This is a genomic window from Acidiphilium iwatense, assembly GCF_021556475.1.
Taxonomy (GTDB): domain Bacteria; phylum Pseudomonadota; class Alphaproteobacteria; order Acetobacterales; family Acetobacteraceae; genus Acidiphilium; species Acidiphilium iwatense.
Genome location: NZ_JAKGBZ010000002.1, coordinates 37,109 through 48,907 on the forward strand (window position 1 = coordinate 37,109; position 11,799 = coordinate 48,907).

At 68.8% G+C, this 11,799-nt stretch carries 12 protein-coding genes; 9 read left to right on the plus strand and 3 right to left on the minus strand.

The features are described from left to right. The first annotated feature begins 1 nt into the window (after window position 1). The 4 genes from hemC to L2A60_RS01630 are packed head-to-tail and all read left to right on the plus strand — an operon-like array spanning window position 2 to window position 3,831. On the plus strand, window positions 2–1,015 hold the full coding sequence (gene hemC / locus L2A60_RS01615; protein WP_235702622.1) for a hydroxymethylbilane synthase: 1,014 nt from the start codon (window positions 2–4) through the stop codon (window positions 1,013–1,015). Next, a complete protein-coding gene (locus L2A60_RS01620) occupies window positions 1,008–1,709 on the plus strand; it encodes a uroporphyrinogen-III synthase (protein WP_235702623.1) in 702 nt (233 codons plus the stop codon). The genes hemC and L2A60_RS01620 overlap by 8 nt, the downstream gene beginning before the upstream one ends. After that, a complete protein-coding gene (locus tag L2A60_RS01625) occupies window positions 1,706–2,623 on the plus strand; it encodes a COG4223 family protein (RefSeq protein WP_235702624.1) in 918 nt (305 codons plus the stop codon). Before L2A60_RS01620 ends, L2A60_RS01625 begins: the two co-directional genes overlap by 4 nt. Continuing rightward, window positions 2,623–3,831, plus strand: coding sequence for a heme biosynthesis HemY N-terminal domain-containing protein (locus L2A60_RS01630; RefSeq protein WP_235702625.1), 1,209 nt, complete (start codon window positions 2,623–2,625; stop codon window positions 3,829–3,831). The genes L2A60_RS01625 and L2A60_RS01630 overlap by 1 nt, the downstream gene beginning before the upstream one ends. On the opposite strand, the gene L2A60_RS01635 is transcribed toward L2A60_RS01630, so the two are convergent. From L2A60_RS01635 to L2A60_RS01645, 3 genes are all read right to left on the minus strand, one after another. Continuing rightward, complete coding sequence (locus L2A60_RS01635) at window positions 3,776–4,945, minus strand: acyltransferase family protein (RefSeq protein ID WP_235702626.1); 1,170 nt, start codon at window positions 4,943–4,945, stop codon at window positions 3,776–3,778. The genes L2A60_RS01630 and L2A60_RS01635 overlap by 56 nt on opposite strands. Window positions 4,946–4,986: 41 nt before the next feature. Then, window positions 4,987–5,244, minus strand: coding sequence for a GlsB/YeaQ/YmgE family stress response membrane protein (locus L2A60_RS01640; protein ID WP_235702627.1), 258 nt, complete (start codon window positions 5,242–5,244; stop codon window positions 4,987–4,989). A gap of 72 nt (window positions 5,245–5,316) precedes the next feature. After that, window positions 5,317–6,306 (minus strand): flippase-like domain-containing protein, encoded by a 990-nt coding sequence (locus tag L2A60_RS01645; RefSeq protein ID WP_235702628.1) that lies wholly within the window; start codon window positions 6,304–6,306, stop codon window positions 5,317–5,319. A 345-nt stretch (window positions 6,307–6,651) separates the two neighbouring features. Here L2A60_RS01645 and hpnA point away from each other — a divergent pair, with 345 nt between their 5' ends. The 5 genes from hpnA to hpnE are packed head-to-tail and all read left to right on the plus strand — an operon-like array spanning window position 6,652 to window position 11,786. Then, window positions 6,652–7,719 carry a hopanoid-associated sugar epimerase gene (gene hpnA, locus L2A60_RS01650; RefSeq protein WP_235702629.1) on the plus strand — a complete coding sequence of 356 codons (1,068 nt, stop codon included), beginning with the start codon at window positions 6,652–6,654 and terminating at the stop codon, window positions 7,717–7,719. Beyond that, the gene (locus L2A60_RS01655) at window positions 7,716–8,840 is read left to right on the plus strand and encodes a glycosyltransferase (RefSeq protein WP_235702630.1); all 1,125 of its coding nucleotides are present in this window, start codon (window positions 7,716–7,718) and stop codon (window positions 8,838–8,840) included. Before hpnA ends, L2A60_RS01655 begins: the two co-directional genes overlap by 4 nt. Next, complete coding sequence (gene hpnC, locus L2A60_RS01660) at window positions 8,837–9,682, plus strand: squalene synthase HpnC (RefSeq protein ID WP_235702631.1); 846 nt, start codon at window positions 8,837–8,839, stop codon at window positions 9,680–9,682. Before L2A60_RS01655 ends, hpnC begins: the two co-directional genes overlap by 4 nt. Then, window positions 9,682–10,551 (plus strand): presqualene diphosphate synthase HpnD, encoded by an 870-nt coding sequence (gene hpnD / locus L2A60_RS01665; protein WP_235702632.1) that lies wholly within the window; start codon window positions 9,682–9,684, stop codon window positions 10,549–10,551. Before hpnC ends, hpnD begins: the two co-directional genes overlap by 1 nt. Next, complete coding sequence (hpnE, locus tag L2A60_RS01670; protein WP_235702760.1) at window positions 10,551–11,786, plus strand: hydroxysqualene dehydroxylase HpnE; 1,236 nt, start codon at window positions 10,551–10,553, stop codon at window positions 11,784–11,786. Before hpnD ends, hpnE begins: the two co-directional genes overlap by 1 nt. Window positions 11,787–11,799: the final 13 nt, after the last annotated feature.

Here is an 11,799-nt window from a genome sequence, read left to right on the forward strand (position 1 = left end):
GATGGACCAGGAAAGGACGCCGGCGCCGAAAGTGGCGCCGCATAGCGGGAAGCTGCCATTGCGGGTGGGCACGCGGGGCTCGCCGCTCGCCCGGCGCCAGACCGAGCTGTTCCTCGCCGAGCTGCGCGCGGTCTGCCCGGCGCTCGGCTATGCGCCGGAGGCTTTTGCCCCCGAGATCATCAGCACCACCGGCGACCGGGTGCAGGACCGGAGGCTGGCCGAGATCGGCGGCAAGGGGTTGTTCGCCAAGGAAATCCACGAGGCGCTGCTGGCACGACGGATCGATTTCGCGGTCCATAGCCTCAAGGATCTGGAAACCACACTGCCCGAGGGCATCATCCTCGCCTGCACCATGAAGCGCGAGGATGCGCGCGACGCGCTGATTCTCGCGATCCGGCACGATATCGTCGATCGCGCCGATCGCGGGGCAGCCGACATCTGGGCTGCCCTGCCGGCGCGGGCGCGCATCGGCACCTCCTCGGTCCGCCGGCAGGCGCAATTGCTGCATGCGCGGCCCGATCTGCGGATCAGCCTGCTGCGCGGCAATGTCCGCACCAGGCTCGACGCCACGCGCAACGGCACGCTGGACGGTACGCTGCTCGCCCTTGCCGGGCTGCGGCGACTCGGCTTCGAGCATGAGATCGCCGCGGCGCTCGACCCCGAGGCCATGGTGCCCTCGGCCGGCCAGGGTATCGTCGGCATCACCGTGCGCGCGGAAGATCACGCCCTCGGCGACCTGCTCGCGGCGATCGAAGACCCCGAAGCGAAGGCGGTGTCGACCGCCGAGCGCGCACTGCTTGCGGCGCTCGACGGCTCCTGCCGCACCCCGATCGGCGGCCATGCGCGGCTGCTGCCCGATGGCACGCTGCATCTGACCGGCCTGACCGCCCGCGCCGACGGCAGTTTCCTGCTCAAGCGCAGCGAGATCGCGCCGGTTTCCGACGCGGCACGGCTGGGCACCGAGCTTGGTGCCTCGCTGCGGCGCGACAGCCCCGCCGATATCTTTCTTGACTGAAGCCCCCCTCACCGTCCTGATCACCAGGCCGGAGCCGGGCGGCTCGGCAACCGCCGCCGCCCTGCGTGCGCGCGGCCATGTGCCGGTGCTGGCTCCCTGCCTCGACATCGAGACGCTGCCCGCGGCACTGCCGGCTTCCTGCGATGCGATCGTGGTGGCGAGTGCTCAGGCGCTGCCCGGCCTGCCGCGTGAGCTGCACCATCTGCCCCTGTTCGCGGTGGGCGACGCGACCGCCGCTCGCGCCATGGCGACGGGCTTCATTCAGGTGGCGAGCGCTTCAGGCACCGCCCGCGAGCTTGCTGCGCTGGTCGAAACCCGGATGCCGTCCGGCGCGGCGCTGCTGTTGCCCTGCGGTGCCGGTCAGAGCCGCGATCTCGCGGTCTCTTTGCGCGCATCCGGCTTCAGGGTGAGCCGCCGTGTGGTGTATCGCACCCGGCCGGCCGAAACCCTGCCGGAAGCCGCGATCGCCGCGTTGTCGGCGCGGGCGATCGACCGGGTGATGGTGTTTTCGCCGGCGACCGCGCGGCATTTCGCGGCACTCGTCGAGCGTGAAGGGCTTGAGGCCGCACTCCGGGACGCCGTCGGCATCGCGATCAGCCCCGCGGCGGCGGCGGCGCTCGCGCGCCTGCCGTTCCGCGCGGTGCGCGCGGCGGTTTCACCGGATCAGGATCACATGCTAGCGATATTATCATGAGCGAGCACGACACTTCGTCCCCCGAGCCGGCATTGCCGGAACGCCCCTCCGAGCCGGCCGCGACGGCGCGGCGCTCGTGGCGCACAACCTTTCTGGTCACCGCCGGCGTGATCGTCGCCGTGCTGCTCGCCGGCGGTGAAACGTTCCTGTTCCGCGCGCAATCGGGAATGCCAAACCAGACCCGCCGGATCGCCACGCTGGAGTCGCAGGTCAACGCGCTGCAATCCAAGGTGACGTCGTTTGATCGGCGGCTCGCCGAACTGGCCGCTCGCCCGCAACCCAAGGCGGCGCCGCCGAAAGCGATTGCCGAAAACCAGATTCCTGCCGCGCTCGACACCAGGCTCGCCGCCATGCAGGCGGGCCTTGCCGCGCTTTCAACCACGACCGTTGCCGATCATGCCGCCGTGGTGACCTTGCAGAGCAACGCCGCCAGCCTGCCGAAACTGGTGGCCAAGGCGCAAACGCTCGCGCGCATCGCCCAGGCGAGCCTTGCCCTGCAGAACGGCGACGCGCTCGGGCCGATCCCGAACGCGCCGGAAGCGCTTGTCCGCTATGCGAACGCGAAACCGCCGACTCTCGGGGCGCTGAAATCATCCTTCCCCGCCTATGCGCGCAAGGCCGTGCGGGCCGGCGGCAGCGTCGCGGCCGATGGCGGATTCTGGCAAAAACTGCGCTTCCGGGTCGAGAGCCTGGTCACCGTTCGCCACGGCGGCAAGGTTCTGGTCGGCAGCCGTGCGCAGGGCATTCTCGCGGCGGCGCAGCGCGATCTCGGCAATGACGATCTCGCCGCCGCGCTCGCCAGCTTGAAGACGCTGCCCCCGGGCGCGCAATCGGCGATGACGCCCTGGACCAGACAGGCGACGCATTTGCTCGCTGCGCGCGCGGCCCTGGCCGACATGGCGGATCATTCCTGATGCTCCGCGCCTTCCGCTTCGCGATCGTCGCGATCGTCCTGCTCGGCATTGCCTGGTATGTCGCCACGCTGCCCGGCCATGTCACGCTCGATTTCGGCGGCTACAGCGCCACCGCCTCGACGCCGGTGGCGATTATTCTCCTGGTGGTCCTGGCCGGCATCGTCATGCTCATTCTGGCGATCATCCGCGCGCTGGTCCGCGCGCCGGGCCGGCTCGCCGCACGCCGTGCGCTGGCCTGGCGCAACGCCGCCGATTCCGCTTCGCTGCGGGCGCTTTCGGCGCTCGCGGCGGGGGATGTGCGGGCCGCCGGCAGCCATGCCCGAATCGCCCAGCGCCACGCGCCGGATGCGCCGCTCACTCTCTATGTGGCCGGCGAAACCGCACGGCGCGACGGCGACCATGCGATCGCGGACGCGCATTTCACCGCCCTCGCCCGCCACAAGGATGCGGGGTTCCTCGGCTGGCGCGGGCTGCTGCATCACCGGACCCAGAATCTGGCCGACGCCGCGACCCTGGCCGAAGCCGAAGCTCAGGCCCGCCAAGCCGCCGGCGCCTATCCCAACTCGGCCTGGCTGCGCGACCGGCGGGTTCAACTTGCGATGGGCCAGGGACGATTCGCCGAGGCGGCACGGCTCGCCACCGGCAAGCCGGAGCACGCCGCCCTCGCGATCATGGCGTCGCGCGACGCCGAAACCGCGCGCCTCGCGATCGACTGGGCGAAGGAGGCGGTGCGCGCCGCACCCGGCCTCGCGCCCGCTTATCTCGCGCTGTTCCAGTCCCATGAGCGCGCGGGCCATCCCTGGCGGGCGAAACGTGCCCTGCTGCGCGGCTGGAAAGCGGCGCCGCATCCCGATCTGGCAACCGCGTGGCTCGCCCGCATCACCGCGCCTTTGGAGCGCGCCCGCGCCGCGCATAAACTCGCCAGCGCCAATCCGGGCCACCCGGAAAGCGAGGCACTGCTCGCCCGCACCGCGAAAGCCGCCGGTCTCGAAGGCGAGGCGAAGCGTCACGAGATGCTGGCGGCGGACGCCGCGGGGATCGGCTGGGTCTGTGCCGCCTGCGAAACGCCGCACGAGGAATGGCAGGCGACCTGCCGCAAATGCGGCATGATCGGCAGCCTCACCTGGGTCAAGGCTCAACCGGCCATCGGCGTCACGGCGCGGCTGCCGGCGCCGCCGCCTGGAGTGAACGGCGGCGCTGCCGCATAAAGCGGCGCTCGACCGCATGGTGCAACAAGGCCGCAAGGCCGATCGGCACCGCGAGCGCGAGCCCACCCCAGAGCAGGGCGAATTGCGCCGGATCGGCACCGCCGAACAGCAATGCCAGTGTGCGCTGCACCGGCTCGTTGACCAGATAGAGCGGATAGGAAATCGCCCCCAGCCAGAGCAGAACCGGATGGCCAAGCACGCGCGCAAACGGGCGGATGAGCCGGTTTGCCGGAGCGCGCTGGGCAACGATGGCGAGTGCCCAGGTCAGCGGCGGCAGCGCCTTGCCGATCGCGCCCGAACCCGTGCTATGGCTGAGGCCGAGTCCCATGGCGACCGCCAGGACGACGAGGAACAGCCGCGTCCCGTCTGAACCGCGCCAGAGCCGCGCGGCGGCGATGCCGAGCGCGAAATAAGCCGCCTGATTGGGCAGGAAGGCCCGGCCGAATTGCCAAGATGGCGGTGCCAAGCCGGCATAGGCCCGCCCGGCAAGCGCCAAAGCGAGAAATATGACCGTCAGGCGGGCAAGACCGCGCCGATCGTTGCCGATACGGGTCATCAGCAGGGCGATGAGCGCGTAGAATTGCCATTCGGTCGAAAGGCTCCAGGCCGGGCCGAGCAGCGAAAATTCGGCATCGGGCAGCATCGCGCGGGGGAGTGCGCCCTGGATCAGGGCGAGATGGAGCGCGATATGCGCGGCGAGCGGGTGCGGCAGACCCACCTCCCAGATCTGGTGCGCCGCGTCGCCCGGATGCAGCCAGGGCAGCAAGGCGAAGGGCGATCCCGCGGTGAGAATCGGGATCGACGCCGCGAGCACCACGAGATAGATCGGCAAAAGCCGCCGCGCCCGCGCGGCGAAGAAGGGTGCCGTCCGCCCTTCGAACCGCGCCATGGATTGCACGATCACCAGACCCGAAAGCGCGAAGAACAGATCGACCGCCGCCATGCCGTGGCCGACCACTGCCTCGATGAATGGACCGACACCCGGCGGCCAGCGGATGAACGGAGCGGCATGACCGAGCATGACATAAACGGCGAGAACGCCGCGCAGCCCATCGAGCCGGGTCAGCCGCCCGATCGGCGCTTCGGGAAATGTGCCATGGCCACGTGCCGTCACGACACGCGGTTATCACAACTCCAGATTGTATTGAAGCTAAATCAGAGTCTGCGGCGGCCCATGACCGCGTGGTAGATCACCAGCACCACCACGGAGCCGATCACCGCGACGAACAGGCTGTAGAGGTTGAACCCGGTGATCGGCGCGGCGCCGAGCAGAGAAAAAATCTCCCCGCCCACCAGCGCGCCGACGATGCCCAGCACCATATCCAGCACTGGTCCCTTGCCGGCGTTATCGACGATCAGACTGGCGATCCAGCCCGCGATCAGTCCCAGCACGATGATGGCGAGCAACCCCATGACGCGAACTCCGCAATTGTGAACTTTTCCTAACCGATAATTTTGGCATCCCGGCGATGCGATGCAAGAATGTCAGCCGAGATCGCTCGAAACCGGCTGCAGCCGCCGCGCCTCGATTCCCTGCCAGACCAGCAGTACCGGCACGGCGATGATCAGATCCCGTGCCCGGCGCAGCAGCGAGACCGACAGCGCGATATCCGGCGGAATCCCGAACACCGAGCCGAGCAGCGTGTAGGCCGCCTCCTGCACGCCGATCCGGCCCGGCACGAAGAACCCTGCCGCCAGGATCGCATGCAGCAGCGCCTCGATCGCCAGCGCGTCGGTCAGGCTGATATCCGCACCAAGCGCATGAAACGCCACGTAGGAGGCAACCCCGGTGCCGAACCAGCAGACCAGATGGAGCGCCCCGGCGCCGAGCATCCGCGCGGGGCGCGCGTAGATCGCATCGAGCGCCGCCTGCAACCGTTCCATGCGGATCGAGGCGGACTCCGCCGACCGCCCGGCGATGCGCATGGCAAGGCCGCGAAACACCCGCGCGCCGCCCTTCTGGACGAACAGAAACCCCGCCGCGCCGAACATCGCGACCACGAGGCCAAGGGTGACCGGGACGAGTAATGTGCTCTTGGGCGCAAGGCCGACGAGCAGGACGAGACCCACCGCGATGAACACCAATTCGGCGAGGAATTCCACCGTCACGTCGGCAAGGGTCGAGGCGGCTGCGTCCGCGAAGGTGACGCCGCCGAGCGCGATGGCCCGGCCGCCCAGGATAAAGCCGCCGACATGGGAGAATGGCAGGAATTCGCCCGCCGCATCGCGAACCAGCCGCCCCCAGTAGAGCAGGGCGAAGCGCCCGCCGCGCCGATGCCGCAGCAGCAACCGCCACGCGCCGGCGAGGCCCGCCATGATGACCAGTTGCACGCCGAAATAGATCGCGAATCCGCCGATGCTCACCCGCTCCAGCGCGCGCATGATGCCGTCCCAGCCAAGCCACGCGATGGTGCCGGTGAACAGGGCAAGGCCGAGCAGCGCGAAGGCCGCCGGCCAGACGCCGAGGCGGCGCATCAACGCCCGTGCCTGCTCTCCATATTCGGATCGCCCCCCGCGCGATGCCTTTCGTATCAAATCGTCTCTCCGTGTAACGGCGCATCCCTTACCAAATCCCCGCGCGGTCCGATACGGGCGATTTTGCAGCGTCGCGGATTTGCCATTAGTGTCCTGCTCGATTCGGAAGTTCGTAAGACACCTCGGCCAGCACAAACGAACTTCCGAATCGAGCAGGACACTAGTAAGCATTTGATTCTAGTGTGGTTTATCGTTCTGAAATTCCTAAAATCACTGCCCCAAGCATATTAGGAATTTCAGAACCACCACACTAGGACGCTATCCGAGGCATCCGAACGGCACCGCATGACGAGCGAGCGAAGCAGCAATCCCGATCCTGCGCCAGACCCGCGCCCGACCCTGGTGACCGGAGCGACCGGCTTCATCGGCGCCGCCGTGGCCCGCACCCTCGCGCGGCGTGGGCATAGGCTGCGCATCCTGCACCGGCCGTCGAGCGATCTCGCCAATCTTGCCGGTCTGCCGGGCGAGCGCATTATCGGCGATCTGACCGACCCCGATTCGCTCGCCCGCGCCACCGCCGGCTGCCGCTACGTCTTCCATGTCGCCGCCGATTACCGGCTGTTCGTTCCCGACCCCGCCGCGATGCGGCGGGTCAATATCGACGGCACCCTCGCCCTGCTCCGCGCGGCGCAGGCGGCGCGCGTGGAGCGTGCGGTCTATACCAGCAGCGTCGCGGCACTCGGTCTCACCCAGGATGGCAGCCCGGCCGACGAGGCCACGCCGAACGCGCCGGAGGATCATGTCGGTCCCTATAAAAAATCGAAATACGAGGCAGAGCTGGCGGTGCGGCTTCTCGCCGCCAATGGGCTGGACGTGGTGATCGTCAATCCCTCGGCACCCGTCGGCCCCGGCGACATCAGACCGACGCCGACCGGGCGCATGGTGCTGGACGCCGCGCGCGGCCATATGCCGGCCTATGTCGAGACCGGAATGAACATCGTCCACGTCGATGACGTTGCCGAGGGCCATATTCTGGCCCTCGAACATGGCCGCTCCGGCGAGAGCTACATTCTCGGCGGCGAAAACCTGATGCTCTCCGAGATCGGCCGGATGATCACCCGGCTCGCCGGCCGCTCGCCGCCGCGCATCAAGCTGCCGATCGGTCCGCTGATGCCGATCGCCGCGCTGATGGAAGCCTGGGCGCGGATTTCCCGCCACGAACCGCTGATGACGCGCGACATGCTGACCATGGCGCGCCGGCGGATGTTCTACAGCTCGGCCAAGGCGATGCGCGAACTCGGCTACGCGCCGCGCCCGGCGGAACAGGCGGTGCGCGACGCGCTGGCCGATTTCTGCCGGCGCGGCAAGCTTGCGAGCCTCGCCTTCGACCCGGCCGTGGTGCCCGCCGCATGATCCTCGCCGCGATCGCCACTCTGATCTGGCTGTATCTCTATTTTCTGCACGGGCATTTCTGGCACAGCGGCCCCGAGCTGCTGCCGGCGCGGCCGGTTACCGCTCCTGCCGTCGATATCGTGATTCCCGCGCGCGACGAGGTGGAGACCATCGGTGCGGCGATCGCGTCGCTTCTGGCGCAGGATTATCCGGCGCCGTTCCGGGTCATCCTGGTCGATGACGGCAGCACCGACGGCACCGCCGTCCGTGCGGCCGAAGCCGCCGGAAGCGATCCACGGTTTCTGCTGGTTTCCGGTGCAACGAAACCGGCCGGCTGGTCCGGCAAGCTCTGGGCGCTGGATCAGGGCGTCGCACGGAGTGGCGCGGAACTGCTCCTGTTCACCGATGCCGACATCACTCACGATCCGCGCCATCTCGCGACCCTGGTGGCGCGCATGGGAACGCCGGAGCGCGGCGCGAGACTCGACATGGTCTCGGAAATGGTGCGGCTCAATTGCGAAAGCCGGGCCGAGCGCGCCTTGATTCCGGCTTTCGTCTATTTCTTCCAGATGCTCTATCCGTTCGCGCGGGTGAACGATCCGCTGTCCGCCACCGCGGCGGCGGCGGGTGGCACCGTGCTGATTCGGCGCGCGGCGCTCGAGCGGATCGGCGGCATCGCCGCGATGCGCGGCGCGCTGATCGACGATGTGACATTGGCGCGCCTGGTGAAGCGCGGCGGCGCGATTTTCCTTGGCCATTCCGGCCTCGCCCGCTCGATCCGCCCCTATCCGCACCTCGCCGATACTCGCGCGATGATCGCCCGTACCGCCTTCACCCAGTTGCGCTATTCCGCCGCGCTACTGGCGTTGACCCTGATCGGCCTCGCCCTGGTCTGGCTGGTGCCGCCGCTCGCGGTGATTTTCGGCGGCGGCTGGAGCTTTGTCCTCGGCCTCGTCGCCTACCTGCTTGCCGTATTGTCCTATCGGCCGACACTCAGGCGCTATGGGGTTTCCGGTTTCTGGAGTCTCGCGCTTCCGGGTATTGCGCTGGTCTATATGGAAGCGACGCTCGCCTCCGCCCTGCGCCATTGGCGCGGCACCGGCGCACAATGGAAACGCCGCGACTACGGAGCGGGACCATGAGTGCCGATCTCGCCGCGCCGAACGTCGAAACCTGGTCGGGCAAGGACCGGGGCGACGAGAATTTCCCGGTCGGCTCCTGGCTGATCCGGGCGGATCTGCGCCGCCATGTCCACGCCTATTACGCATTCGCCCGCAATGCGGACGACATTGCCGACCACCCGGACCTTGCGTCCGCGCAAAAAATCGCCCGACTCGACGCGATGGAGGCGGTGCTGACCGGAGCGGCGGCCGAAGGTTCGCCCTCGGCGGCGCGGCTGCGCACCAGTCTTGCGCAAACCGGGGTATCGGCGGTTCATGCCCGTGAATTGCTGATCGCCTTCCGCCAGGACGCGGTGAAACGCCGCTATGCCGATTGGGGCGAACTGATGGACTATTGCCGCTACTCGGCGGCCCCGGTCGGGCGCTACGTGCTTGACCTGCATGGCGAGAGCGAGGCGACCTGGCCTGCTTCGGACGCGCTTTGCGCCAGTCTGCAAGTGATGAACCACCTTCAGGATTGCGCCAAGGATTTTGCAGAACTCGACCGCTCCTACCTACCCGGCGCCTGGCTCGCGCGCGAGGGGGCGACAGCCGAAGACGTGCGCGCGCCGAAAACCGGCCCCGGCCTGCGCCGCGTGTTCGACGCAATGCTGGCGGAAACCGCGCTGCTCAACGATCAGGCACGCGCCCTGCCCGGCTTGGTGCGCGCGCGCCGGCTTCGGGTGGAAACCGCGATCATCTGCGGCCTCGCACGGCGGCTCCACGCACGGTTGCGGCGCGGCGACCCGCTGGCCGCGCGGGTGAGGCTGCGCACGCCGGATGCGATCGGCGCGATTCTCGCATCGCTGCCCCGGTTCGCCTGATGCTCGCGACGGTCCCGACCATGGAGGACGATGCGCGTGCGGTCGCCGCCGCGACGCGCGCGGCCGGCACCTCGTTCTACCGGGGCATGGCGGTGCTGCCCGCACAGCGCCGCACCGCCATGTACGGTATTTACGCCTTCTGCCGCGCGGTGGACGACATTGCCGACGCGGACGCACCATTCGCCGCCAAACGCCGGGGGCTGGACGACTGGCGCGCCCGGATCGACGCGCTGCACGCCGGCGGCGCGGACGATCCGGTCACTCGCGTGCTGTGCTGGGCCTCGCTGCGCTACGCGCTGCGGCGGGAGGATTTTCACGCGATCATCGACGGCATGGAAATGGATGCCGGCACGCCGATCGTCGCTCCCGACGCAGCGTTGCTCGATCTTTATTGCGATCGCGTCGCCTCGGCGGTCGGGCGGCTTTCGGTCCGGGTGTTCGGCGAGGCGTCGGCAACCGGGGATCGGGTCGCGCATCATCTCGGCCGCGCGCTTCAGCTCACCAATATTCTGCGCGACGTCGCCGAGGATGCGGCGCGCGGCCGGCTCTATATGCCGCGCGAGGCACTGGACCAGGAAGGCGTGGCCGCCGATCCCGCCACCATCCTGCAGGCACCCGGCCTGAAGCGCATTCTCGCCACGATCGCGGCGCAGGCCGAAAGCCATTACGCTGAAGCCGAGGTGGCGATGCGCCTGTGCGATGCGCGTGCGATGCGCCCGGCCCGGATGATGGCGGCGGCCTATCGTCCCCTGCTTGCGGCAATGCGCCGCGACCGGTTCGCCCACCCGGAGCGCCGGCCGCGCCTGCCTCTCTGGCGCAAGGTGGCGCTCGCCGCGCAGCTTCTGCTCCTCGCCGATCGCGGGTCATGATGGCCGGGCGGGTCCATGTGATCGGCGCGGGCATGGCCGGACTCGCCGCCGCGACGTCGCTTGCCAGCCGTGGAACACGGGTGGTTCTGTACGAGGCGGCGAAATGGGCTGGCGGGCGCTGCCGCTCCTATGAGGATGCGAGCCTCGGCTGCCGGATCGACAACGGCAACCATCTGCTGCTCTCCGGCAATCACGCGACCATGGCCTATCTCGCACGGATCGGCGCGGCGGACAGCCTCACCGGGCCGAACCGGCCGGTCTTTCCCTTCATCGATCTCGTCTCCGGCGCGGCCTGGACGCTGCGGCTCAATCGCGGCCGGCTGCCCTGGTGGGTGCTGCGCAAATCCTGGCGGGTGCCGAATACCAAAGCGCGCGACTATCTCGCGCTGCGCCGTCTCGATCGCGCACGGGCCGACGACACCGTTGCCGCCCTGCTCGGCGATCTCGACCCGCTCTACGACAATCTGCTCGAGCCGCTGGCGATCGCCGCCCTCAACACCAAGCCCAGGATCGCCGCTGCGGCCCCGCTCGCCGCGGTCATTGCCGAAAGCCTCAGGCGCGGTGGCAGGGCGTCGATGCCGCGCTTTCCGAAAATCGGCCTTTCGGAAAGCTTCGTCGATCCCGCCCTCGCCTATCTCCGCGAGCGGGGCACCGAACTGCGCTTCGGCACCCGCATTGCCGGGATGACGGTCTCCGACGCCCATGTCACCGGTCTGGTCGGGCCGAACATGGACGAGATCATCGCACCTGATGAACGCGTCGTGCTGGCAACCCCCCCTTGGGTTGCCGCCGACCTGCTGGCCGGCCTGACCGTGCCGGACGCGTTCGAGGCGATCCTGAATCTGCATTTCCGCGCCGGGATCGATGCCGGCGAGGCCGGGTTCTACGGGCTGCTCGGCGGGGCGGCGGAATGGGTTTTCGAGAAGACCGAGGTCGTTTCGGTCACGATCAGCGCGGCCAATGACCGCATCGACACCGATTCCGACGCCCTCGCGCTCGAAGTCTGGTCCGATCTGCGGCGGGCGTTCGGCCTGCCGCGCACCGTTCCGCCCTATCGGGTGGTCAAGGAAAAGCGCGCGACATTCGCGGCAACGCCCGAACAGCTCGCACGCCGCCCCGATGCGGCGACACGGTTCAAAAACCTCGTCCTCGCCGGAGATTACACCGCGACCGGCCTGCCCGCGACGATCGAGGGTGCTGTTCGCTCGGGCGAGACCGCAGCCACCTTCGCTTAATTTTGGATTTTCC

Coding starts and splice junctions, on each gene's coding strand:
- hemC (WP_235702622.1), top strand. CDS start 2: ATGGACCAGGAAAGGACGCCGGCGCCGAAAGTGGCGCCGCATAGCGGG.
- L2A60_RS01625 (WP_235702624.1), top strand. CDS start 1,706: ATGAGCGAGCACGACACTTCGTCCCCCGAGCCGGCATTGCCGGAACGC.
- L2A60_RS01630 (WP_235702625.1), top strand. CDS start 2,623: ATGCTCCGCGCCTTCCGCTTCGCGATCGTCGCGATCGTCCTGCTCGGC.
- L2A60_RS01640 (WP_235702627.1), bottom strand. CDS start 5,244: ATGGGGTTGCTCGCCATCATCGTGCTGGGACTGATCGCGGGCTGGATC.
- L2A60_RS01645 (WP_235702628.1), bottom strand. CDS start 6,306: ATGCGCCGCCTCGGCGTCTGGCCGGCGGCCTTCGCGCTGCTCGGCCTT.
- hpnA (WP_235702629.1), top strand. CDS start 6,652: ATGACGAGCGAGCGAAGCAGCAATCCCGATCCTGCGCCAGACCCGCGC.
- L2A60_RS01655 (WP_235702630.1), top strand. CDS start 7,716: ATGATCCTCGCCGCGATCGCCACTCTGATCTGGCTGTATCTCTATTTT.
- hpnC (WP_235702631.1), top strand. CDS start 8,837: ATGAGTGCCGATCTCGCCGCGCCGAACGTCGAAACCTGGTCGGGCAAG.
- hpnD (WP_235702632.1), top strand. CDS start 9,682: ATGCTCGCGACGGTCCCGACCATGGAGGACGATGCGCGTGCGGTCGCC.
- hpnE (WP_235702760.1), top strand. CDS start 10,551: ATGGCCGGGCGGGTCCATGTGATCGGCGCGGGCATGGCCGGACTCGCC.